Here is a 22,929-nt window from a genome sequence, read left to right as displayed (position 1 = left end):
TGGACGACGGCGGACGACGGCGAGGTCCTAGCGGACGACGATGAAGTCCGCCGCCCGCCTGGGGGCGCGATCCCTGGGCGGGGCGGCGGGGTGGCCGATGGCGACGGCGCCCATCGGGTCCCAGTCCGCGGGCAGGCCGAGGACCTCGCGGACCACGTCGCGGCAGAACATGGTGGACGACACCCAGGCCGAGCCCAGGCCCTCCACCGCGAGCTGGACCAGGAAGTTCTGCACCCCCGCACCGGTCGCGACCACGAACATCTCCCGCTCGGCCGCGTTGCGCCGGTCGTCGCGGTAGGTGTACGAGCCGTCCATCACCAGGCAGGGCACCGCCAGGTACGGGGCCGCGCGCAGCACGTCACCCCGCCTGACCCGTTTGACGATCGACTCCTCCGAGAAGCCGTCACCGCGCAGGTCGGCGATCCAGGCGTCCCGCATGGCGTCGAGCAGCTTCTCGCGGGTCCCGGCGGACTCCAGCAGGACGAACCGCCACGGGGTGGTGTGGTGCGGGGCGGGCGCGGCGATCGCGGCGTCGACCGCCCTGCGGACCTTGTCGCCGTCCACGGGGTCCGCGGAGAACTCGCGGACGGTCCTGCGGGCGAAGACCACGTCGCGCGAACCGTACCGGAACATGTCGTCGGCGGACGGGCGGAGCAGCTCGCCGACTCCCGGCCCGTCATCCTCGGTGGTGTACTCCGCCAGACCTCTGATCACCGCCACCGGGGTCTGCGCGACCTTCCCCTTGACCAGGTCCGCGGCGGCCGCGAACTCGTCGGCGACGGCGGTCAGGGTGACCTCGAGCGCGTTGCCGTGGTCGTCGGACATGCCCCGGTAGTCGAGCGCGGGGGTCACCCCCGCGAGGCCGACGGCCATGTCGGTCTGGCCGTTGCGCCACGGGCGGCCGAAGGTGTCGGAGACGACCACGCCGACCGACACGCCGAGCAGCTCCCTGACGCGCGCCCGCACGGCCGAGGCGGAGGCGTCCGGGTCGGCGGGCAGCAGGACGACCGTGCCGGGACGGGTGTTGGAGGCGTCGACCCCGGCGGCGGCCATGACGAACCCGTGCGCCGTCTCGGCGATCACGGTCTCACCCCTGCGGGCCACCACCCGTCTCGTCTCCGTGCCGACCGCCTCGGCGCGGCTCACGCCGCGCAGCACCCGGCCCTCGGCCTTGCTGGAGATCTTCGAGGTGACCACGAGGATGTCGCCGTCGCGCAGGTCGGGCATGGCCGTGGCGATCAGCTCCCCGACGTCGTCGCCCTCGCGCACCTCGGGGATGCCGGGGACGGCGAAGATCTCCAGCCTGACGTCGGCGGGCTCCTCCCGCCCGCGCCTGAGCCTGCTCATCGCGAACCCTCCTCACGGGCCGAGGCCTCGTCCGCGACGGGGGACCGCTCGTACGGGGCCGGAGGGCCGGTGTCCCGGCCCGCGAGCCGCACGGCCATGTCCAGGGCGGCGCGGGCGATGGCGGCGGCGGACTCGACGTCGTGCATGATCAGTGGACGGGCCTCGACGTCGACGCCGCCGAGGGCCACCCCGGCGTCCTCCTCCGCGACCAGCCAGCCGTCCACCAGCGGCGATCCGTACAGTTCGAGGACCGCCTGCGCGGTGGTCTCCACGCCGATCGCGGTCAGGCAGGCGTCGGCCATGCCCCGGACGGGGGCGCCGCCGACGATGGGCGAGACGCCGACGACGGTCTTGCCCTCCAGGGCCTCGCGGATGCCCTTGATCTGCAGGATCGTACCGATGCTGACGACCGGGTTGGACGGCGGGAGGATGACCGCGTCGGCGGCGGCGATCGCCTCCAGCACGCCGGGGGCGGGGGAGGCCTCGTCCGCGCCGACCAGGATGATCCGCTCGGCCGGGACCGAGGCGCGCAGCCGCACCCACCACTCCTGGAAGTGGACGGCGCGGCGGCCCCGCTCGTCGGAGATGACCACGTGGGTCTCGGTCCTGTCGTCGCTCATCGGGATCAGGCGTACGCCCGGCCGCCAGCGAGCGCACAGCGCCTCGGTGACCGCGGACAGGGGATATCCGGCGTCGAGCATCTGGGTGCGCACGATGTGGGTGGCGAAGTCGCGGTCGCCGAGGCCGAACCACTGCGGTTCGACGCCGTAGGCGGCCAGCTCCTCCTTGACGACGTGCGACTCCTGCCGCCGTCCCCAGCCCTGCTCCTCGTCGATGCCGCCGCCCAGCGTGTACATCACGGTGTCGAGGTCGGGGCAGACCCGCAGGCCGTAGAGGCTGATGTCGTCACCGGTGTTGCCGATGACGGTGATCTCGGAATCGGGGGCCGTGGTGAGGAGGCCCCGCAGGAAACGGGCGCCGCCGATGCCGCCGGCGAGGGACACGATGCGCATGCCGTCCAGTGTTCCACTAGGTCACCAAGCCTGTTGGCGGGGTGTCCGCGGGCGGTTCCCAGTAGTCTTTTCATGATCGTTATGAGGGGTGTCCACCCTGGCCGGATCGCCTGATTGGCCGCCCGAAATGTGAGCTTATAGGGTGTAATGGAGCACTTATGGGGTTGGTGGGCTTCCTGGGACCACCGGCAACAAAGTCAGCCATGTGCAAAACTGACCCGGGTTTACCTAAAGACCCTATGGGGGTAGTTGTGATCAATGTCGAGGCAGTCCGGCTCCGGGAACCGGCGGCGTGGCTCATGGTCGCCGTCGCGTCCGCGAGCGTTCTCGTCGGCATCGAACGCCTGTTGTTCGGGAGCGGATCGTTCTCCTTCGCCGAGCGCGCGGCGGCCTCCCTGGGGCAGCTCGCCTCGCCGGTCGCCACCGCGCTGCTCGTCGGCGGCGTGCTGCTGGCGACCAACCTCGGCCCGGTGATCCAGCGGCTGAAGGTGATGGCCCTCGTGGTGGCCGGCACGCTCGGGCTCTCCGTGCTGTTCGGCCTGATCGGCCTGTTCGGCGGGCTGTTCGGCGGCGTGGAGGGTTTCCTGGGGAAGGTCGAGTTCCTTCTCGTCAACCTGCCCGCCCTCGCGCTGACCGCGGTCGCGCTGCTGTATGTGCTGCCGAAGGCGGTCCCCGCGGGTTCACGCGACGGCGCGTTCCGCGCGGACGGCGGCTTCGGCCGCTCCCCGGAGCATCCGCAGGACCAGCGGTACGGCGCCTACGGTCAGCCGCCCGCTCCCGCGCAGGGGCAGGCCCCCTTCCAGGAGTACCCCCAGGGGCCCCAGGGCCCTCAGGGCCCTCATGGGCAGGGCGTTCCGCAGGGCGCGTACCCCCACGCCCAGGGTTTCCAGGGGCCCCAGGGTCCCGGTCCCCAGGGGCCCCAGGGTCCCGGTCCCCAGGGTCCCCAGGGGCAGATGCCCCAGCAGGGTGTTCATCACCCGCAGGACCAGGGCCCGCAGGGTGGCCACGGCTACCCGCAGGAGGCTCCGCCCGCCCCGGCCCCGCAGCCTCCGTACAACCGCCCCGCGCTTCCGCCCGCGCCCGAGCACGGCTCCGCCGGGGACTCGGAGGGGTACGGCCGGCAGGCGCCCTCCCACGCGGCGCCCGTGCCGCCGGCGTCTCCCGCGCCGCAGGCCGGTGACGGATACGCCCAGGCCCCCTACACGCCGCCCGCCGAGAACCAGCAGTACGCCCCCCAGGGCGAGCCCTACCCGCAGCCGGAGCCCCAGGGGCAGGGGTACGCGCAGCCGGAGCCGCAGAGCTACCCGCAGTCCGTTCCGCAGGCGCCGCAGCCCGCCGCCCCGGCCGCGGGCTACACCCCGAGCCCGTACGTCGCGGCGGACGTCCAGCCCCCGGCCCCGGCCAAGCCGTACGACCCGCCGGCCGCGGCCTACGACTCGCCGGCCGCGGCCTACGACCCGCCGGTCTACGCCGCCCCGGTGGAGCCGCAGGCCCAGACGGAACCCCGGCTGCCGAGCTATCCCCAGTTCCCGGACTCCTCGTCGTACGGGCAGCCCGACTCGTCGTACGGGCAGCCGGAGTCGCAGGGCTTCGGCCAGCAGGCCGAGCCGCCGACCTCCCCGGGTTCCCCGATCTCTTCTGCGTACGGGCAGGAGTCGCAGTCGTCGGGTTCCGGGCGGCACTCCAGCCCCAACCTGCCGAGCTACTCCCAGTACTCGGACTCCTCGTCGTACGGGCAGTCCGACTCGCAGGGCTTCGGCCAGCAGGCCGACTCCTCCGCCTCCTCCGCGTACGGCCGGCGCTCGGACCGGTCGCAGCCCGACTACGGGCAGTCCGACCCGCTCTTCGGCCAGCAGCCCGAGCCTTCGGCCTCGTCTCCCTCTTCGGCCTCCCCGACCTCTCCGGCGTACGGGCAGGAGCCGCAGTCGTCGGGTTCCCGGCGGCAGTCCGAGCAGCAGGGCTACCAGCAGCCCGATCCGCAGGGATACCCGCAGGCCGACTCCCAGGGCTACCAGCGGTCCGAGGCCCAGGGCTTCGGCGGGCAGCAGGAGCCGCAGTCGCCCGGGTACGGTCACCAGCCCGAGCAGCAGGCCCCCGCGTCCTACCCGCCGGCCGACGGGCGCCAGGACCAGCCGCTCGACGCCCAGCCGCGCCCGCCGTTCGACGGCCGGCCGCCGCAGTCCTTCCCGCAGCCTCCGGAGAACTACGGCCAGCCGTTCAGCGGTTACTCGGGCGCGGAGTTCGGCCGCCAGGCCGAGCAGGGCCCGTCCTACTCCGCGCCCGACCCGGTGGATCTCAGGTCCCAGCAGATGGCCCAGGCCTACCAGCAGGCGGAGAGCTACCAGCAGCAGGCCCAGCAGGGCGGCACCGAGCCTCAGCTGCGCGTCCCCGAGTACGGCTCCCCGGGCTACGAGGGCCCGTTCGGGCACCCGCAGGCCCCTCAGACCCCGCAGAATCCCCAGCCCGCGCCGGCTTCTCAGGCTCCGCAGGCCTCCCAGGCTCCCCAGACACCGCCCTACCAGTCCCACCAGTGGGACCCCCAGTCGGAGTCGACGCTCCGGTTCGACCCGAACGCCTACCAGGGAGACCCGCTGAGCGACCCCGCGCCCGCCGCCAGGACGTGGGACTCGCAGCCGATAGACCCCACGGCGATCTACAAGCCCGAACAACGCCCAGGTCAGGTCACGGATGAGGAAACCCCGGATAGAGAGAGGGTGGGCCCCGGTCAGGATCAGAACATGTCCTGGTACGGTTCCGACCGCCGAGAGCACTGAGCCCCTGGCGGTCGAAGCGATCACCTGGTGCAATTGCCGTCGTGGCAGGCACACGACCCACAACCGGGGAGAGCAGGTCTTTCCCCGGATACCAGCATGCCGCTTGACGCCACACCGACCACGCGCGTGTAATTACACACGTGTTGTTACGCCTTCCTCTGGGTGGGTAAGGGGGAGGCGTTCATAGGGGGGCTCCAATTTTGCGGGCGTGCGGCAGGGAGGTGTGCAGTGGCCGACCTGGTCATCGCACAGGAGAGCATCGCTGAAGAGCAGCTTGGCTGGCAGGAGCGCGCCTTGTGCGCGCAGACCGACCCGGAGGCGTTCTTCCCGGAGAAGGGAGGGTCCACCCGCGAGGCCAAGAAGGTTTGCCGCTCCTGCGAGGTGCGTGCCGAGTGTCTTGAGTACGCGCTCGAGCATGACGAGCGGTTTGGAATCTGGGGTGGGTTGTCGGAGCGTGAGCGCCGCCGGATCAAGCGTGAGGCCGTCTGAGCCGTCCGCGAACCGGATGGCGGGAAGGTCCGAGCGCTCTGGGATCCGGACGGTTCGGACGTCCGAGCACCGATGAACACTATGAACACCGATCGACACCGAAGAAGTGCCGAAGACGGTCGAGCGGTCTGACAGAAGTATGTGACGCCTCTCCGAGGCGCTTGACGAATATGTCCATGGGGTCACGTGACCGTCGGTCGCGTGACCCTTTTTTCATGCGCGCGACCAGGTGTAAGACATAGCCAGACAGAGGGTGCCGTATCGTTGTCGCGCCGATCACCACCACTCCTGAACACGGGACGTATGTCCATCACCGACCCCCCTCACCCCCAGCGCCCCCAGCACACCGTCACCGCGATCGTCGTCTCCCACGACGGATCCCGCTGGCTGGGGGAGACCCTGGAAGCCCTGCTCAGGCAGACCCGCCCGGTGGACCGGGTCGTCGGGGTCGACAACGGCAGCAGGGACGGCAGCGCCGCGCTGCTGACCGGCGCCCTCGGCTCCAGGGCGGTGCTCACCCTGCCGCGCTCGACCGGTTTCGGCGAGGCCGTCGCCGAGGTCCTCGGCCGGCTCGGCCCCGGCGGCGGCCGGGAGTGGATCTGGCTGCTGCACGACGACTGCGCCCCGGACGTCCACGCCCTGCGGCTCCTGCTGGAGGCCGCCGACGAGGATCCCAAGGCGGCGGTGCTCGGCCCCAAGCTCCGCGACTGGCTCGACCGGCGGCTTCTGCTGGAGGTCGGCGTCACCGTCGACCGTACCGGCCGCAGGGACACCGGGCTGGAGGCCCGCGAGTTCGACCAGGGGCAGTACGACGGGACCAGGGACGTGCTCTCGGTCTCCACCGCGGGCATGCTGATCCGCAGGGACGTCTGGGAGGAGGTCGGCGGGCTCGACCCCGCGCTGCCGCTGTTCCGCGACGACCTCGACCTGTGCTGGCGCGTCAGGACCGCCGGGTACCGCGTGCAGAACGTCACCCGGGCGATCGCCTGGCACGCCGAGGCGGCCACCCGGCGGCGGCGCCGCATCACCGCCAGCGGTGACCACCCCCGCCGCCTGGACCGCCGCAACGCCCTCTTCGTCGTCATGGCGAACCTGCCCGCCCGCCCGCTGCTGTGGGCGCTGGTGCGCAACGCGTTCGGGTCGCTCTTCCGCACGGTGCTGTTCCTGGTGGCCAAGCAGCCCGCCAACGCGCTGGACGAGTTCCTCGCGTTCGGCTCGGTCTTCGGTCACCCCATCCGGATGATCAAGGCCAGGCGGGTGCGGGCCAAGGGCAGGAGGCAGGGGTACGCGGCGGTCAGCCGGCTGCTCACCCCGCCCGGCGCCGGTTACCGGCGGCTCGTCGACCGGGCCCAGAGCTACCTGGCCGGGGGCGGGTTCGTGGAGTCCGCGGGACGCCACCATGCCGTGGCCGCCTCGCCGCACGCGCAGGAGGACGGCGAGGAGCTGCTCACCGACGCCGGGGTGATGCAGCGGGTCTTCGGCAACCCCGGCGTCCTGCTCTTCCTGGCGCTCACCGTGGTCACGCTGGTCGCCGAGCGCGCGGTGACGGGCGGCGCCAGGCTGGGCGGCGGAGCGCTCGTCCCGGTGATCGGCGGGGCCTCCGACCTGTGGAACCTCTACCGCGAGAGCTACCACCAGGTGGGCCTGGGCACCGACGCGTGGGCCCCTCCCTACGTGGCGGTGCTGGCCGTGCTCTCCACGGTGCTGTTCGGCAAGACGTGGCTCGCGGTGTCGCTGCTGCTGCTCGGCTGCGTGCCGCTGGCCGGGATCTCCGCGTACGCGGCCACCCGGTCGATGGTCCCCGGCCGCTGGACCAGGGTCTGGCTGGCCTCCTCGTACGCCCTCCTGCCGGTCGCCACCGGCGCGGTCGCCGCGGGGCGGCTCGGTACCGCGGTGGTCTTCGTGCTGCTGCCCGTCTACGCGGCGCTCGCCACCACGGTGCTCGCCGGGGAGCGCCGCCGCGCCCGCCGCGCCGCCTGGGGGCTGGGACTCCTGCTGGCCGTCGGCACGGCCTTCGCCCCGCTGGTCTACCCGCTGACCGCGATCCTCGGCGCGCTGGCGGCGCTGGCCTTCCCGCGCAGGGGCGTCGCGGTCTCGATGCTCGTCGCGTTCGCCGTCCCCGTGGTCCTGCTGTTCCCCTGGCTGGCCCAGGTGGTCGCCGACCCGGGGCAGCTCCTGCTGGAGGCCGGGCTGCACCAGCCCGCGCTGGTCGACCCCGGGCTGCCGGCCGGTTCGCTGCTGCTGCTCAGCCCCGGCGGTCCCGGCATGCCGCCGCTCTGGGTGACCGGCGGCCTCCTCGCCGCCTGCCTGGCCGCGCTGCTGATGCGCCGCAACCGGATGGTCATCGCGGTCGGCTGGGGCGTCGCGCTCTTCGGCGTGCTGGTGGCGATCCTGGTGAGCAGGACCACCGTCACCTCGATCAACGGCGACGTCGAGGCCCCCGCCTGGCCGGGCGTGCCGCTGGCCTTCGCCGCCACCGGCATGCTCGTGGTGGCCGCCCTCACCGCCGACAGGGTCGTGGAGTTCCGGGCGGCAGGGGGAGTGCGCAGGCTCGCCGCGTTCGGCGTCGTGCTGGTCGCGTTCTCCACGCCGCTGCTCGCGGCGGGCATGTGGATCGCCAAGGGAGTGGACGGCCCGCTCCGCGGGACGGTACGCGACGTCGTGCCCGCCCTCGCCGCGGAGAACTCCGCGGGCGGCGAGCGGACCCTGCTGCTGCGCGCCTCGCCGGGCGGCCTGCTCTTCACCGTGCTGCGCGGGCGCACCCCGGTGATCGGCGAGGCCGACATCCCGGTCCCCGACGGTCCCAGGGAGCAGGTCCGGGTCGCCGCGGCCGGGCTGGTGTCCGGCAGGGGCGGTGACGACGCCCGGGTCCTCGCCGCCCACGGCGTGCGGTTCGTCGTGGTGACCGCGCCCGTCGGCCCGGAGATCAGCCACGCGCTCGACTCGCAGCCCTCGCTGGCGAGGATGAGCCTGTCCCGCTCGGTCGGCGTGTGGCGGCTCACCCAGCCGGTCGCCCTCCCCGCGACCCCGCCCGGCGACCCCTGGCACGGCCGCTGGCTCTGGGCCCAGGCCGTGCTGGTGCTGATCGTCTCGGTTCTGGCCGCGCCGGGTTCGCGTACCGAGCCCGACGAGCCCGCCGTTCCCCAGGACCTGCCCGAACCTCGCAGAGAGCTGGCCGCCCGGTGAAATCCCTGATCGAGAACCGGTTCAGCCTGCTGGTGCTGGTCCTGGTGGCCCTGCTCGCCCTGTACGGGGTGGCCTACGCCACCCAGCCGCCGGCCGTCGCCACCCCCGCGCCGGGGTTCGAGAAGGTGCCCGTCGCCTCGGTGACGGCCGTCTGCCCGTCGCCCGGCGACACCTCCGTCGGCGTGGTCGCCCCGCCCGGCAGCCGGGAGCCGGGCTCCGCGACGCTCGTCACCGGGGACAAGACCCTGGCCACCGTCGACACCCCCGGCCGTCTCTGGCACGACGAGGTGCCGGCCTCGTCGCCGCCCCTCGTCGTCGCGGCCGACGGGAGCATGGCCGCGGGCCTGGAGGTGGCGCAGACCCGCCGGGAGAAGTCGGGAAAGCAGCGGGGACTGGCCGGGACGCGCTGTGCCGAGCCGGCGGGGAGCACCTGGCTGGTCGGGCCGGGGCCGGCCGCGGCGGACGTCACGCTGTACCTGACCAACGCCGACCTCGCCCCGGCCATCGCGGAGATCATGGTCTACACGGGTGAGGGCCCGGTGTTCGACGACACCGGTGGCGTGTTCACCCTCAAGCCGGGGCAGAGCCGCACGATCAAGGTCCTGGATCTCGCGCCCTCGGCGCTCGTCCTGGCGATCCAGGTCCGTACCAGCTCGGGGCGGGTCACCGCCGCGGCGCGGGCGCTCATGAACGACGGGCGCGGCGTGGACTGGCTGCCGGTCGCCGCGCCCCCCGCCACCCGGGTCGTCGTGCCGGGCATCCCCGGCGGCGGCGGGAGGCGCGAGCTGCTCGTCGCCTCCGCCGAGGAGGTCGACACGCTGGTGGAGGTCAAGGCCCTCACCCCCGAAGGCACGTACGAGCTCCAGGGCCGCGAGCTCGTCGAGGTGCCCGCGGGTTCCGTCGCCTCCGTCGACCTGTCCAGCGGGATCGGCGGCCAGCCGTCCGCGCTGATGCTCACCTCGGACACCCCGATCGTCGCCGGGCTCGTCGCCACCGGCACCGGTTCGAGGACCGACGTGGCCTTCACCGCAGGAGCGGTCCCCATCGACCTGGGCAGCGTCGTCGCCGACAACCGTACGGGCGGCAAGGTGAGCTCCCGGCTGCTGCTGACCGCGCCGGACGCGGCGGGAACGGTGAGCGTGCAGGTGGTCCCGCGCGAGGGCGAGCCGCGCGAGCCGTTCCAGGTGGAGATCCCCGCCTCGCGGACCAAGCAGGTCGCGCTCACCAAGGTGGACGGGCCCTTCGCGGTGGTCGTGCAGCCGCTGCCCGGCTCGGGGCCGGTCTACGGCGGGCGCGTCCTGGACGAGCGGCTCAAGGACGGGCTGGCGCTGACCGTGCAGCCGCTGGCCCCCGCCCGCATGTGGGCGCTGGTCCCGCCGATCGCCGAGTCCGCCGCGACCGTCCTGCCCTGAGAGCGACCGTCCTGCTTCGTGAACCGTCCTGCCCTGGGAGACGGCGGGACCGTCGGGGCGCCCTGGGCCGCGGTGGACCGACCGTGGTCACCTCGGAAGGCGCCGGGCGGTCGTGGTCCGTACCGGAAGGCTTCGGTCGTGGTCGCCCTGGGCCGCGGCGGGCCGGTCGTGGTCGCCTCGGAGGGCGTCGGGTCAGTCGTGGTCGTCGAAGCCGGGATCGACCGACTCGGGGGAGAGGCCGAACAGGCCCGCGACCTGCTCCACCACCGCCTCGTGCACCATCGCGCCCAGGTGGTCGCGGTCGCGTGCCCTGCTCTCCAGGGGGCGGCGGTAGATGATCACGACGGCCGGGCGGTTTCCCGCGGCGGGCTCCGCCCGCCCGAACGGGATGGGCTCGCCGGTCAGCAGCCCGGGGCCGTCGCCCAGCTCGCTGATCGGCGGGACCTCCTCGACCGCGAACTCCACGGCCGACAACTGCTTGGCCCATCGGGGCTTGAGCCGGTCGACGGCGTCCAGGACGAGATCGTCGAACCGCTCGCTGCGAGCCTTGGCGATCGGCACGTGCGAGGGCGCCAGCGGGCCGCGCAGGCCGCGACCGTGCCTGTCGCGCCTGCGGGGAGAACGGGGTCTGCCGGGTGCCGGGCTCACGGCCCCAGCTTAGACGTGACCCGGACGGGGGCGGGAGGTGCCGTGATGGAAGCGCGGAGGGGTGGGAACCGTGACGGCGGGTGCGCGGGAGAGAGGAGATGCCGCCGGGAGGCGTGCGGACAGGGGGTGTAAGCCGTACAGGCGGGTGGAACCCGGGACACGTGTCCGAATTGTGGCGACACGCTCGTTAAGAGCGCTCAGATAGTGGCGCCCCGGACGCTTACCGGATACGGTCCCACCGTGAGCCCCGTCCGCCGCTGTTCCCGCACCGCGTGCAGTCAGCCTGCCGTTTTCACGCTCACGTACGTCTACGCCGATTCGACCGCTGTCCTCGGGCCCTTGGCGACGTACGCCGAGCCGCACTGTTACGACCTGTGTGCCGAGCACGCCGAGCGGCTCACCGCCCCCCGCGGCTGGGAGGTGGTCCGCCTGCCGACCGACGGCGCCCCGCCGAGCACGGACGACCTGGAGGCCCTCGCCAACGCGGTTCGCGAGGCGGCCAGACCCGCGCCGAGCGGCGGCACCGAGCCCGTCGGCCAGGGGGTCGAGGTCGGCCGCCGAGGCCATCTGCGCGTGCTGCGCTCCGCTCAGCCCCAGCGTGACCGCTGACCCTACTAGGCTGGGGGGCACGAAACACGACGTAAAGGGTGGAGCTGGAGTGGGCGACCTCGCCAAGATCTTCAAGGCGTACGACGTTCGTGGCGTCGTGCCGGACGAGTTCGACGAGGCGACCGCCGAGGCGGTCGGCGCCGCCTTCGTGGAGGTGACCGGGGCCGGGACCGTCGTCGTGGCACACGACATGCGCGAGTCGTCGGTGCCGCTGGCCGCGGCCTTCACCCGGGGGGCGACCTCGCGGGGGGCAGACGTGATCAACGCGGGCCTGGGCTCCACGGACCTGCTCTACTACGCGAGCGGCAGCCTCGGCCTGCCCGGGGTGATGTTCACCGCCAGCCACAACCCGGCCCGCTACAACGGCATGAAGATGTGCAGGGCGGGCGCCGTGCCGATCGGCGGTGGCACCGGGCTCCTCGAGATCCGCGACCGGGCCGCCGCGATCCTGGCCTCGGGCACCCTCGGCGGCCAGGGGGGCGGGACGGTCTCCGAGCGCGACCTGCTGCGCGGCTACGCCGACCACCTGCGCACTTTGGTCGACCTGTCCGGCGTCCGGCCGCTGCGGGTCGTGGTCGACGCGGGCAACGGGATGGGCGGGCACACGGTCCCGACGGTGTTCGAGGGACTGCCCGTCGAGCTGACCGCCCTCTACTTCGAGCTCGACGGCACCTTCCCCAATCACGAGGCCAACCCCATCGAGCCCGACAACCTGCGTGACCTGCAGAAGGCCGTGCTCGACGTGGGCGCCGACATCGGGCTGGCCTTCGACGGCGACGCCGACCGCTGCTGGGTGGTCGACGAGCACGGCGAGTCCGTCTCCCCGTCCACGATCACCGCGCTGGTCGCGGTCCGCGAGCTGGGCAGGCACCCCGGGGCCGCGATCATCCACAACCTGATCACCTCCAGGGGCGTCCCGGAGATCGTCGCCGAGCACGGCGGCCGCCCGGTCCGCACCCGCGTGGGCCACTCGTTCATCAAGGCCGAGATGGCCGAGACCGGCGCGGTCTTCGGCGGCGAGCACTCCGCTCACTACTACTTCAAGGACTTCTGGTTCGCCGACTCCGGCATGCTGGCCGCGCTGCACGTGCTGGCGGCGCTGGGCGAGCAGGAGAAGCCGCTCTCGGACATCCTCGCCGAATACACTCGTTACGCGGCCTCCGGGGAGATCAACAGCACGGTCGCCGACCAGGGCGCGGCGACGGAGCGGGTCCGGGAGACCTTCGCCGCCCGCGACGGCGTCACCTTCGACGAGCTGGACGGCCTGACCGTCTCCGGCCCCGGATGGTGGTTCAACCTTCGTCCGTCCAACACAGAGCCGCTGCTCAGGCTGAACGCCGAGGCGGCCGACGAGATTCAGATGGCAGCGATCAGGGACGAGGTCCTTGCTGTCGTGAGGAGCTGAACGAGTGAAGATCGACGACTGGCTGCTGGAGATCCTGGCCTGTCCCAACTGCAAGTCCCCCCTGCGAGCCGAACCCGAGGTGGACGAGCTGTCCTGCACCTCCGCCTCCTGCGGCCTGGTCTATCCGGTCCGGGACGACATCCCGGTCCTGTTGGTCGACGAGGCGCGGAAGTCGTGAGCTGGGAGCCCGATCGGCTCGACGACCACAAAGGACTGACCGAGGGCGACCCGGCGGGCATGCTGCGGGCGGTGGCCGACTCGGCCGCGCAGGTCCGCACCTCCCGCAGGGCCGCCCTGGAGTCGGGCCTGTCCTCGCTCGCCGGGGACGGCCGTCCCCGGGCGGTCGTGGTCGCCGGCATGGGCGGTTCGGGCATCGCCGGTGACATCCTCAACGTGGTGTGCGGCCACGGTGCCCCGCTGCCGATCCTGACCGTCAGGTCCTACCGGCTGCCCGGCTGGATCGGCGCGACCGACCTGGTGATCGCGGTGTCGCGCTCGGGCAGGACCGAGGAGACGCTCGCGGTGGCCACCGAGGCGGTCCGCCGGGGTTGCCGCCTGCTCGCCGTCGGCGGGCCCGACTCGCCGCTCCACGCGATCGCCAGGCAGGCGGGGGCGCCGTTCGTGCCCGTCGCGGGCGGCGGGCGGGCGAGCGCCGCGGTGTGGGCGCTGTCCGTCCCGCTGGTCGTCGCCGCCGCCGAGCTCGGCCTGGTCGAGGCCGGCGAGGAGGTGTTCGAGGAGGTGGCCAAGCGCCTCGAGGACCTCGCCCACCGCTGCCGCCCGGCGAGCGAGTCGTTCATCAACCCGGGCAAGTCGCTCGCCATGGAGCTCGCCGAGACCGTGCCGATGATCTGGGGGTCCTCCCCGCTGGCGGCCGTCGCGGCCCGCCGGTGGGCCGGTCAGCTCACCACGAACGGCAAATACCCGGCGATGTGGGGGGAGCTCCCCGAGGCCGGTCACGACCAGGTGGCCGTCCTCGACGGCCCGCTCGCCCAGCGCGACATCTTCGCCGACGAGAGCGGCAGGTCGCTCCGGCTGTTCGTGCTGCGCGACGTGGAGGAGCATCCCCGGGTGGTACGGCAGCGGGAGGTGTCGGTGCGGCTGGCGGAGGATCGCGGCGTCCCGGTCACGCAGATCGCCGCCGAGGGGACGCACCCGCTGGAGCGGCTCGCCACGTTGATCGCGCTCGGGGATTTCGCGAGTACGTACCTCGCTCTCGGGTACGGGATCGACCCGGCCACTGTGTCGGCGATCACAGAACTCAAGGCAAGGGTTTCGCAATAGGATCCTTGTCTCGTCTTTCCTGACTAACGAGCTGAGCGGAGGCTGCCGTGAGCGCGGGCGGCGGTACTAAGGCAATCATCGCGGCGTTGGCGGCCAACCTGGCGATCGCCGTGGCCAAATTCGTGGCGTTTCTCTTCACGGGTTCGTCATCGATGATCGCCGAGTCGGTCCACTCGGTGGCCGACTCGGGCAACCAGGCGCTGCTGCTCCTGGGCGGCAAGCGCGCCCAGCGGGCGCGCACGCCCCAGCACCCCTTCGGGTACGGCCGGGAGCGCTACTTCTACGCGTTCGTGGTGGCGGTGGTGCTGTTCACCATCGGCGCGGTGTTCTCCCTCTACGAGGGCATCCACAAGCTCTCCGCCCACGAGCCGCTGGAGTCCCCCCAGTGGGCCTTCGGCGTGCTGATCTTCGCGATCATCGCCGAGTCGTTCTCGTTCCGGACGGCGATCATCGAGTCCAACCACGTCCGGGGCAACCAGTCGTGGGTGCAGTTCATTCGCCGCTCCAAGTCGCCCGAGCTGCCGGTCATCGTCCTTGAGGACCTGGGCGCGCTGCTCGGCCTGATCTTCGCGCTCTTCGGCGTGACCATGGCCGTGGTGACCGGCGACCCCGTCTGGGACGGCATCGGCACCATCATGATCGGTGTCCTGCTCGCGATCATCGCGATCATCCTGGCGATCGAGACCAAGTCGCTGCTGCTCGGCGAGGGCGCCGGGCCCGAGGTCGAGACCCGTATCGCGGACGCCCTGGAGAGCGCGTCCGAGGTCACCCGGATCATCCACATGCGCACGCTCCACCTGGGGCCCGAGGAGATCCTGGTCGCCGCCAAGATCGCGGTGGACCACGACGACACGGCCGCCGACGTGGCCCGCGGCATCGACGAGGCCGAGCAGCGCATTCGCGCGGCCGTCCCGGAGGCCCGCGTCATCTACCTGGAGCCCGACCTCGACAGGAGCAGCGTCAACGGCCCCGTCGTCTGACCGGACGTGATCGATCACGTGTAGGGCCCCGACGGCCGTACCCCACGGTGCGGATCCAGGCCCGGACCCGGGACCCCGGCGCACGCCGCCGGGGTCCTCCGTTTTCCCGGACCGCGGGGTGGCCGGGTTCTCCCGGGGCGCGGTGTCCGCGGCGGGCCGGGCGCACCGTGAGGGCGGGGTCGCCGGCCCGGGGCGTCAGCCCTGGGAACGACGTTGGAGCAGGCGCAGCGCCTTCTCCTTCTCGAAGTCCAGTGCCCTGCGGGGTGCCTGCAGGCGGCCGATCCGCAGCCCCAGGTCCCGTACGGCCTGCGCGACCGCGGGCTCGCTCAGCGCCCGCAGCGCGAAGGCCAGCTCGGCGGGGGAGATGTCGAACCGCTTCTCCAGCTCGAGGCTCTGGGCGACGGCCGAGAGCTCGTCGGGGCCGAACCGCCGGTGCGCGCCCTGGTTCCTGACCGGGGGGAGCAGCCCGAGCGCCTCGCGGTAGCGAAGCATCCGGGGGGACATGCCCAGCCTGCCGGCGGCCTCGGTGATCCGCATCGGTGACCTCTTTCCAGCGATTTTGCGGGAAACCTTACATTCTTGTGTCAGGTTACCCGTTCAGAAGGTGCGCGGAGGTGCTTCAGCCGCCTAAACTCGCAGGCGTCGACTGTTCCGATGGAACGGCGAGCCCGGCCCCGGAACGAAGCACGATCGCGATACGAGCGCGACGGGCGAGGGTGTGAGGCGAACGCCGCCATCAACCAGAGGGGTAACCACACATGGACTTCAAGGTCGCCGACCTTTCTCTTGCGGCCTTCGGGCGCAAGGAGATCCAGCTCGCCGAGCACGAGATGCCGGGCCTGATGGCCATCCGCGAGGAGTACGCCGCGGCCCAGCCGCTGGCCGGTGCGAAGATCATGGGCTCGCTGCACATGACCATCCAGACCGCCGTGCTCATCGAGACCCTGGTCGCGCTCGGCGCGGAGGTTCGCTGGGTGAGCTGCAACATCTTCTCCACCCAGGACCACGCCGCCGCCGCCGTGGTCGTCGGCCCGGAGGGCACCCCGGAGAACCCCCAGGGTGTCCCGGTCTTCGCCTGGAAGGGCGAGACCCTGGAGGAGTACTGGTGGTGCACCGAGCAGGCCCTGACGTGGCCCGGTAACGACGGCCCCAACATGATCCTCGACGACGGCGGCGACGCCACCATGCTCGTCCACAAGGGCAGCGAGTACGAGAAGGCCGGCGCCGTGCCCAGCGCGGGCGAGAACGACCCCGAGGAGTGGGGCGTCGTCCTCGACCTGCTCCGCCGCACGGTCACCGACGAGGGCCGCTGGACCCAGGTCGCCTCGCGCATCAAGGGCGTCACCGAGGAGACCACCACCGGCGTGCACCGCCTGTACGAGATGTTCAAGACCGGCACGCTGCTCTTCCCGGCGATCAACGTCAACGACTCGGTGACCAAGTCGAAGTTCGACAACAAGTACGGCTGCCGCCACTCGGTGATCGACGGCCTCAACCGCGCCACCGACGTGCTGATCGGCGGCAAGGTCGCGGTCGTCGCCGGATACGGCGACGTCGGCAAGGGCTGCGCCGAGGCGCTCAAGGGCCAGGGCGCCCGCGTCATCGTCACCGAGATCGACCCGATCTGCGCGCTCCAGGCCGCCATGGACGGCTTCCAGGTCACCACCCTGGAGGAGGTCGTCGGCATCGCCGACATCTTCGTCACGACGACCGGCAACTTCAACATCATCACGGCCGACCACATGGCCCAGATGAAGCACAACGCGATCGTGTCCAACATCGGTCACTTCGACAACGAGATCGACATGACCGGCCTGGCGCGGATTCCGGGCATCGAGAAGACCGAGATCAAGCCGCAGGTCCACACCTGGCGCTTCCCCGACGGCAAGCAGATCATCGTGCTCGCCGAGGGCCGCCTGATGAACCTGGGCTGCGCCACCGGCCACCCCTCGTTCGTCATGTCCAACTCCTTCACCAACCAGGTGATCGCGCAGATCGAGCTGTTCACCAAGACCGACGACTACCCGGTCGGCGTCTACGTGCTGCCCAAGCACCTGGACGAGAAGGTCGCGCGCCTCCACCTCGACGCCCTTGGCGTGAAGCTCACCACGCTCACCAAGGCCCAGGCCGAGTACATCGGCGTGGACGTCGAGGGTCCCTACAAGTCCGACCACTACCGTTACTGACCCCTTCGGTCGAGTTCCACCGGCCCCCGCGGCTTCGCGGGGGCCTTCGGGCGATCCGGGGTTTCGGGTTCCGGAATTCGAGGTTTCGGGTTTCGGATGATCCGGGATTCCGGCAATCTGAGGTTCCGGCAATCTGGGGAGAGACGTGGACGGCGCTCTGGTGGCCGAGGGGGAGCTGAGGATCGGGTGGGCGGCGCGGGCGATGCCGGTGCTCACCGCCCTCGGTGAGCGGTTCGCCGCCGAGCGGCCCTTCGAGGGACTGCGGATCGCCGCGTGCCTGCACGTCACCGCCGAGACCGCCGTGCTCATGGGCACCCTCAAGGCGGGCGGGGCCGAGATCGCCCTGGCCGCGTCGAACCCCCTGTCCACCCAGGACGACGTCGCCGAGGCGCTCCGTGACTACGGCGTCGTCGTGCACGCGCAGGCCGGGGTGACCATGGACGCCTACTACCGCCACATCCACCAGGCGCTCGACATCGTCCCGGACATCGTCCTGGACGACGGCTGCGATCTCGTCAACATCCTGCACACGGAGCGGACCGAGTTGCTGGAGACGGTCTCCGGCGGGTGTGAGGAGACCACCACCGGGATCATCAGGCTCCGCCAGATGGCCGCGGAGAAGGCGCTCAGGTTCCCCGTGGTGGCGGTCAACGACACGCGGACCAAGCGGATGTTCGACAACCGCTACGGCACCGGCCAGTCGACCATGGACGGGATCATGCGCGCCACGAACACCCTGCTCGCGGGCAAGACCGTGGTGGTCGCCGGATTCGGCTACTGCGGCCGGGGCGTCGCCGAGCGGGCCAGGGGCCTGGGGGCGCGGGTCGTGGTGACCGAGATCGACCCCGTCAAGGCGCTGGACGCCTCGCTGCAGGGCTACGACGTACGGTCGATGGCGGCGGCGGCCCGTGCCGGGGACGTGTTCGTCACGGTCACCGGCAACCGTGACGTGATCAGGGGCGAGCACCTGGCGGAGATGAAGGACGGCGCGATCCTCGCCAACGCCGGGCACTTCGACGTCGAGATCGACGTCCGCGCCCTGGACGACCTGGCGCACGCCGTCCATCGGGGGGTGCGCCCCAACACCGACGAGTACGTCCTCGCCGACGGCCGCAGGCTCCTGCTGCTCGCCGAGGGCCGCCTGGTGAACCTGACCGCCGCCGAGGGGCATCCGGCCGCCGTCATGGACATGTCCTTCTCCGCGCAGGTGCTCTCGGTGGCGTGGCTGGTCCGCGAGCGGGCGCGGCTGGAGCCGGGGGTCTACGACGTGCCGGGGGAGGTCGACGTGGAGGTGGCGCGGCTCAAGCTGGCCGCGGCCGGGATCGAGATGGACGAGCTCACCCCCGAGCAGGAGGAGTATCTCCACTCCTGGCGGCTCGGCTCGTAGTCACGCCCTCCGGCGTCGTCACGGGCCTCGCCGCCTGAGCCTCGCGTCACGCTCTCGGGCGTCGTCACGGGCCTCCGTCACGCCCGCCGTCGTCGGGGTCTCGTGGTGAGGGCCTTCGCCGTCCGAGCCCGCCGTCACGCCCGCCGTCGTCAGAGCTCGGCCAGCATCTCCTGCATCCTGCGGATCTCGGCGCTCTGGCCGGCCGAGACGTCGTTGGCCAGTTCCTCGATCCGCTGGTGCGAGCCGGAGATCAGGACCTGCTCGGACATCTTGAGCGCGCCCTGGTGGTGCGCGGTCATGAGCTGGATGAAGAGCCGGTCGAAGTCCTTGCCCGAGGCGGCCTTGAGCGCCTCCATCTGCTCGGGCGAGGCCATGCCGGGCATGGCGTCGTGCTCGGCGTGGTGCTCGGGGGCCCGCAGGCCCTGCTGCTGGAGCCAGGAGATCATGAACTGGATCTCCGGCCCCTGCGAGTCCTTGATGCGCGAGGCGAGGCTCTTCAGCCTGACGTGCTCGCCCCGGGTCGGGGCCAGGGAGGCCATGTCGAGGGCCTGGCGATGGTGGACGACCATCTTCTGGACGTACGTCACGTCGGCGGCGTTGGGGGTGGGCGTGGGCACGAGCGTGGCGGCCTCGCTCGGGCCGACGGTCCTGGCGACCTCACCAGGCCTGCCGGGAACGATGATCGGCGCCGACGCCTGAGGGGACGGGGCCGGCTCGGGCTCGGAGGCGCACGCGCTGAGGGACAGGGCGGCGAGCACGACGATGAGCGCGACGCGCACCCGGCCTCCTTCGTGATTGTCCAGTGACGAAAGACCGTAACCCCTGCGGGGCCGGCCCGTAAAGACCGCACACCGGTAACAGTTGCTGACACTGTGACGGCTTGCCGGATGACCGTACACCATGAACCATTTAAGCATTTATGCACCTTTTATTTGGGTGCATGTGTCAAGGAGGTTCACGAGTGTCCACCCCCCTCGGGAAGGGCCTGACCGGCCGCTTCCTGTTTGTGGCCGGGGTTGCCGTCGCGACGGCGCTTGCTGCCTTCCCCGCGCAGGCCGCCGATATCCCGGCTCCCGGCGAGATCGCCAAGAGCGCGAACATCGAGCATGTCCTGAACGTGCCCAAGCCCGGTCCGCTGACGGACATCAACACCGACATGGCGTTCCAGGGTGACTACGCCTACGTCGGCAACTACACCGGTTTCTCGATCTACGACATCAGGAAGCCGAGCAAGACCTCGCTGGTCAGCTCGGTGGTCTGCCCCGGCGGGCAGATGGACGTGTCGGTCTACGGCGACCTGCTCTTCGGCGCGGTCGACTCCTCTCGCAACAACGACTCCTGCAGCAGCGTCGGCCAGAGCGCGGCGACCAAGGAGTCGTGGGAGGGCATCAGGATCTTCGACATCAGCGACAAGAAGAACCCCAAGTACATCAAGGCCGTCGAGACCAACTGCGGCTCGCACACCCTGACGCTCGTCCCGGGCAAGGGGAGGGACCGCAAGAACGTCTACGTGTACGTCTCCTCCTACAACCCGAACGCCACGTTCCCCGACTGCCAGCCGCCGCACGACAAGATCTCGATCATCAAGGTGCCGCTGCGCGACCCGGCGTCCGCCTCGGTCGTCGCCACCCCGGTCCTGTTCCCCGACGGCGGCAACCCGGGTGAGACCCTGCCCTACCCCGAGCGCACCTCGGCCACGAGCGGCTGCCACGACATCACCGCGTACCCGGAGAAGAACATCGCCGCCGGCGCCTGCATGGGCGAGGGCGTCCTGATGGACATCTCCAACCCGCTCGAGCCGAAGGTGACCACCACGGTCCGCGACGACCAGAACTTCGCGTTCTGGCACTCGGCGACGTTCAACAACGAGGGCACCAAGGTCATCTTCACCGACGAGCTCGGCGGCGGCACCCAGGCCACCTGCAACGAGGCGATCGGCCCGAACCGCGGCGCCAACGCCTACTACGACATCGAGGGCGGCCAGCTCACCTTCAAGAGCTACTTCAAGATCGCCCGCCACCAGGCCGACACCGAGAACTGCGTCGCGCACAACGGCTCGCTGATCCCGGTCAAGGGCAAGGACATCATGGTCCAGGCCTGGTACCAGGGCGGCATCTCGGTCGTCGACTTCACCGACTCGGCCAACCCGCAGGAGATCGCGTTCTTCGAGCGCGGCCCCGACAACACCGCCCCCCCGCTCAGCGGCGGCTTCTGGTCCGCGTACTACTACAACGGCCACATCTACGGCAGCGACTTCAACCTCGGCCTTGACGTCCTGAAGATCCACGACCGGCGTACGGACAAGGCGGAGAGGGTCAAGTTCGACATCCTGAACGCGCAGACCCAGGCGTCCTACCGCGGTGGCCACGGCCACGGTCACTGACATCTGAGGGCGGTCACGGCCATCGACCTCTGACGACGGCCAGGGCCACCACCCGGTGACGGCCACCGGGCGCTCGGCGAGCGCCCGGTGGCCGTCCTGCGTATCAGGAAAGCCCAAAAGCTACAGGAGGGGCATAGACCGTAAACTTTTCTCGGGCTTCAGTAAAGAGTTCACCTCATATTTTATTGTGACAAAGTCGCGCTGCGTCGATCCGGCTGTCAGGAGGGGCGATTTGCTAATTTATGCATGCCTTATGTCCGCTCCAAGGAGGCACCCGAGTGTTCGCTCCCCGAAGGACCGTCCGGGCGTTGGTAGTGGCGGCGACGGCCGCCGCGATGCTGATGTCCACGGTCTCGGCCCAGGCCGCCGACATTCCCCCGCCCGGTGAGATCGTCACCAGCCCCAACGTGACGCACGTGGGCACCCTGCCCAAGCTCCCCGGCCTTGAGGCCACCACCAACAGCGACATCGCCTTCCAGGGCGACTACGCCTACGTCGGCAACTACGGCGGTTTCTCGATCTACGACATCAGGAACCCGAGGCGCGCCAAGCTCGTCAGCGGCGTCCTGTGCCCGGGCTCCCAGATGGACGTGTCGGTCCACGGCGACCTGCTGTTCGCCGCGGTCGACAACTCCCGCAGCGACGACTCCTGCAACAGCCTCGGCCAGCCGGCCAGCGTCAAGGAGTCGTGGGAAGGGGTTCGGATCTTCGACATCAGCGACAAGAAGAACCCCAAGTACATCAAGTCGGTCGAGACCAACTGCGGTTCCCACACCCTGACACTCGTTCCCGGCAAGTCCAGGGACCGGCGTAACGTCTACCTCTACGTCTCCTCCTACAACCCGAACGCCACGTTCCCCGACTGCCAGCCGCCGCACGACAAGATCTCGGTCATCAAGGTGCCGCTGCGCAACCCGACCGCCGCGGCCGTGGTCAAGACGCCGGTCATCTTCCCCGACGGCGGCAACGAGACGCAGCCGGGCCTGCTGCTGCCGACCAGCGGTTGCCACGACATCACCGTCTACGCGGAGAAGGACATCGCGGCCGGAGCCTGCATGGGTGACGGCGTCCTGTTCGACATCTCCGACCGGGAGAACCCGGTGATCACCGCGCGGGTCACCGACCCGAACTTCGCGTTCTGGCACTCGGCGACGTTCAACAACAAGGGCACCAAGGTCATCTTCACCGACGAGCTCGGCGGCGGCGGCCAGGCCACCTGCAACGAGGTGATCGGCCCGAACCGCGGCGCCAACGCCTACTACGACATCGTCCGCGGCGAGCTGGTCTTCAAGAGCTACTTCAAGATCGCTCGCCACCAGGCCGACACCGAGAACTGCGTCGCGCACAACGGCTCGCTGATCCCGGTCAAGGGCAAGGACATCATGGTCCAGGCCTGGTACCAGGGCGGCGTCTCCTTCGTGGACTTCACCGACTCCACCAAGCCGCAGGAGTTCGGCTTCTTCGAGCGCGGCCCCGAGCCCGACGGCGGAGGCGGCGGCATCTGGTCCGCGTACTACTACAACGGCTACGTCTACGCCAGCGACTTCCGCAGGGGACTGGACGTTCTCAAGATCGACGACCGCCGCACCGACCCGGCCAGGAGCGTCCGCCTGGACCGGCTGAACGTGCAGACCCAGGCCTCCTACGGTCACGGTCACTGACGCGCGGTCGCCCGCGAGGGCGAGCGGCACCGATGAGACACCCGTAGCGGGTTCGCGGGTCTCATGAGGAGAGGGACGGCGGGTCTTCCCGCCGTCCCTCTTCGCGTTCCCCCGCCGTCGCCCCCGCCGTCGCCCCCGCCGTCACGCCCGTACGGCGGCGCGACGGCG

Annotated in this window: 18 protein-coding genes; 13 read left to right on the top strand and 5 right to left on the bottom strand. The window is 71.1% G+C overall.

The genetic code is table 11. From position 1 onward, the window contains the following. Window positions 1–27: 27 nt before the first annotated feature. Together ACTOQ3_RS15845 and cofD are read right to left on the bottom strand one after the other, a co-directional pair. A complete protein-coding gene (locus tag ACTOQ3_RS15845) occupies window positions 28–1,347 on the bottom strand; it encodes a coenzyme F420-0:L-glutamate ligase (RefSeq protein WP_440084129.1) in 1,320 nt (439 codons plus the stop codon). Next, window positions 1,344–2,360: a 2-phospho-L-lactate transferase gene (gene cofD, locus ACTOQ3_RS15840; protein WP_440084128.1), complete on the bottom strand. Its 1,017-nt coding sequence runs from the start codon at window positions 2,358–2,360 to the stop codon at window positions 1,344–1,346. The genes ACTOQ3_RS15845 and cofD overlap by 4 nt, the downstream gene beginning before the upstream one ends. 239 nt (window positions 2,361–2,599) lie before the next feature. Between cofD and ACTOQ3_RS15835 the strand changes: the two genes are divergently transcribed. The 4 genes from ACTOQ3_RS15835 (at window position 2,600) to ACTOQ3_RS15820 (ending at window position 10,221) form a co-directional block, all read left to right on the top strand. Further along, window positions 2,600–5,134, top strand: coding sequence for a hypothetical protein (locus ACTOQ3_RS15835; protein WP_440084127.1), 2,535 nt, complete (start codon window positions 2,600–2,602; stop codon window positions 5,132–5,134). A gap of 228 nt (window positions 5,135–5,362) precedes the next feature. Continuing rightward, complete coding sequence (locus ACTOQ3_RS15830; RefSeq protein WP_037969494.1) at window positions 5,363–5,623, top strand: WhiB family transcriptional regulator; 261 nt, start codon at window positions 5,363–5,365, stop codon at window positions 5,621–5,623. A gap of 303 nt (window positions 5,624–5,926) precedes the next feature. Next, window positions 5,927–8,809, top strand: a complete 2,883-nt coding sequence (locus tag ACTOQ3_RS15825) for a glycosyltransferase (RefSeq protein ID WP_440084126.1) — start codon at window positions 5,927–5,929, stop codon at window positions 8,807–8,809. Further along, window positions 8,806–10,221 carry a DUF5719 family protein gene (locus ACTOQ3_RS15820; RefSeq protein WP_440084125.1) on the top strand — a complete coding sequence of 472 codons (1,416 nt, stop codon included), beginning with the start codon at window positions 8,806–8,808 and terminating at the stop codon, window positions 10,219–10,221. The genes ACTOQ3_RS15825 and ACTOQ3_RS15820 overlap by 4 nt, the downstream gene beginning before the upstream one ends. A gap of 192 nt (window positions 10,222–10,413) precedes the next feature. On the opposite strand, the gene ACTOQ3_RS15815 is transcribed toward ACTOQ3_RS15820, so the two are convergent. Then, window positions 10,414–10,869, bottom strand: coding sequence for a metallopeptidase family protein (locus ACTOQ3_RS15815; protein WP_362679198.1), 456 nt, complete (start codon window positions 10,867–10,869; stop codon window positions 10,414–10,416). A gap of 240 nt (window positions 10,870–11,109) precedes the next feature. Here ACTOQ3_RS15815 and ACTOQ3_RS15810 point away from each other — a divergent pair, with 240 nt between their 5' ends. The 5 genes from ACTOQ3_RS15810 to ACTOQ3_RS15790 are packed head-to-tail and all read left to right on the top strand — an operon-like array spanning window position 11,110 to window position 15,144. Next, window positions 11,110–11,478: a DUF3499 domain-containing protein gene (locus tag ACTOQ3_RS15810; protein WP_329090499.1), complete on the top strand. Its 369-nt coding sequence runs from the start codon at window positions 11,110–11,112 to the stop codon at window positions 11,476–11,478. 49 nt (window positions 11,479–11,527) lie between these two features. After that, window positions 11,528–12,883 (top strand): phosphomannomutase/phosphoglucomutase, encoded by a 1,356-nt coding sequence (locus tag ACTOQ3_RS15805; RefSeq protein WP_440084124.1) that lies wholly within the window; start codon window positions 11,528–11,530, stop codon window positions 12,881–12,883. Window positions 12,884–12,887: 4 nt separating this feature from the next. Next, the gene (locus ACTOQ3_RS15800; protein WP_012888128.1) at window positions 12,888–13,061 is read left to right on the top strand and encodes a Trm112 family protein; all 174 of its coding nucleotides are present in this window, start codon (window positions 12,888–12,890) and stop codon (window positions 13,059–13,061) included. Then, the gene (locus ACTOQ3_RS15795) at window positions 13,058–14,164 is read left to right on the top strand and encodes an SIS domain-containing protein (RefSeq protein WP_440084123.1); all 1,107 of its coding nucleotides are present in this window, start codon (window positions 13,058–13,060) and stop codon (window positions 14,162–14,164) included. Before ACTOQ3_RS15800 ends, ACTOQ3_RS15795 begins: the two co-directional genes overlap by 4 nt. 47 nt (window positions 14,165–14,211) lie before the next feature. Then, window positions 14,212–15,144 carry a cation diffusion facilitator family transporter gene (locus ACTOQ3_RS15790; protein WP_440084122.1) on the top strand — a complete coding sequence of 311 codons (933 nt, stop codon included), beginning with the start codon at window positions 14,212–14,214 and terminating at the stop codon, window positions 15,142–15,144. A 195-nt stretch (window positions 15,145–15,339) separates the two neighbouring features. Here the strand turns inward: ACTOQ3_RS15790 and ACTOQ3_RS15785 are convergent, their stop codons facing one another. Continuing rightward, window positions 15,340–15,681 carry a MerR family transcriptional regulator gene (locus ACTOQ3_RS15785; RefSeq protein ID WP_440067461.1) on the bottom strand — a complete coding sequence of 114 codons (342 nt, stop codon included), beginning with the start codon at window positions 15,679–15,681 and terminating at the stop codon, window positions 15,340–15,342. Window positions 15,682–15,902: 221 nt separating this feature from the next. Here ACTOQ3_RS15785 and ahcY point away from each other — a divergent pair, with 221 nt between their 5' ends. Both ahcY and ACTOQ3_RS15775 read left to right on the top strand, forming a co-directional pair. Next, window positions 15,903–17,330 carry an adenosylhomocysteinase gene (ahcY, locus tag ACTOQ3_RS15780; RefSeq protein ID WP_440084121.1) on the top strand — a complete coding sequence of 476 codons (1,428 nt, stop codon included), beginning with the start codon at window positions 15,903–15,905 and terminating at the stop codon, window positions 17,328–17,330. Between the two features lie 145 nt (window positions 17,331–17,475). Beyond that, the gene (locus ACTOQ3_RS15775) at window positions 17,476–18,717 is read left to right on the top strand and encodes an adenosylhomocysteinase (RefSeq protein ID WP_440084120.1); all 1,242 of its coding nucleotides are present in this window, start codon (window positions 17,476–17,478) and stop codon (window positions 18,715–18,717) included. Between the two features lie 149 nt (window positions 18,718–18,866). Here ACTOQ3_RS15775 and ACTOQ3_RS15770 read toward each other — a convergent pair whose 3' ends face one another. Then, complete coding sequence (locus ACTOQ3_RS15770; protein WP_440084119.1) at window positions 18,867–19,496, bottom strand: DUF305 domain-containing protein; 630 nt, start codon at window positions 19,494–19,496, stop codon at window positions 18,867–18,869. A gap of 182 nt (window positions 19,497–19,678) precedes the next feature. Here ACTOQ3_RS15770 and ACTOQ3_RS15765 point away from each other — a divergent pair, with 182 nt between their 5' ends. Beyond that, window positions 19,679–21,100 carry an LVIVD repeat-containing protein gene (locus tag ACTOQ3_RS15765; RefSeq protein ID WP_440084118.1) on the top strand — a complete coding sequence of 474 codons (1,422 nt, stop codon included), beginning with the start codon at window positions 19,679–19,681 and terminating at the stop codon, window positions 21,098–21,100. Window positions 21,101–21,378: 278 nt separating this feature from the next. Next, complete coding sequence (locus ACTOQ3_RS15760) at window positions 21,379–22,761, top strand: LVIVD repeat-containing protein (protein ID WP_440084117.1); 1,383 nt, start codon at window positions 21,379–21,381, stop codon at window positions 22,759–22,761. The last annotated feature ends 168 nt before the right edge of the window (window positions 22,762–22,929 follow it).

Source organism: Streptosporangium sp. LJ11 (genome assembly GCF_051918945.1).
Taxonomy (GTDB): domain Bacteria; phylum Actinomycetota; class Actinomycetes; order Streptosporangiales; family Streptosporangiaceae; genus Streptosporangium.
This window is presented reverse-complemented; position numbering and strand designations above follow the sequence as displayed.

Coding starts and splice junctions, on each gene's coding strand:
- cofD (WP_440084128.1), bottom strand. CDS start 2,360: ATGCGCATCGTGTCCCTCGCCGGCGGCATCGGCGGCGCCCGTTTCCTG.
- ACTOQ3_RS15785 (WP_440067461.1), bottom strand. CDS start 15,681: ATGCGGATCACCGAGGCCGCCGGCAGGCTGGGCATGTCCCCCCGGATG.
- ahcY (WP_440084121.1), top strand. CDS start 15,903: ATGGACTTCAAGGTCGCCGACCTTTCTCTTGCGGCCTTCGGGCGCAAG.
- ACTOQ3_RS15825 (WP_440084126.1), top strand. CDS start 5,927: ATGTCCATCACCGACCCCCCTCACCCCCAGCGCCCCCAGCACACCGTC.
- ACTOQ3_RS15845 (WP_440084129.1), bottom strand. CDS start 1,347: ATGAGCAGGCTCAGGCGCGGGCGGGAGGAGCCCGCCGACGTCAGGCTG.
- ACTOQ3_RS15835 (WP_440084127.1), top strand. CDS start 2,600: ATGGGGGTAGTTGTGATCAATGTCGAGGCAGTCCGGCTCCGGGAACCG.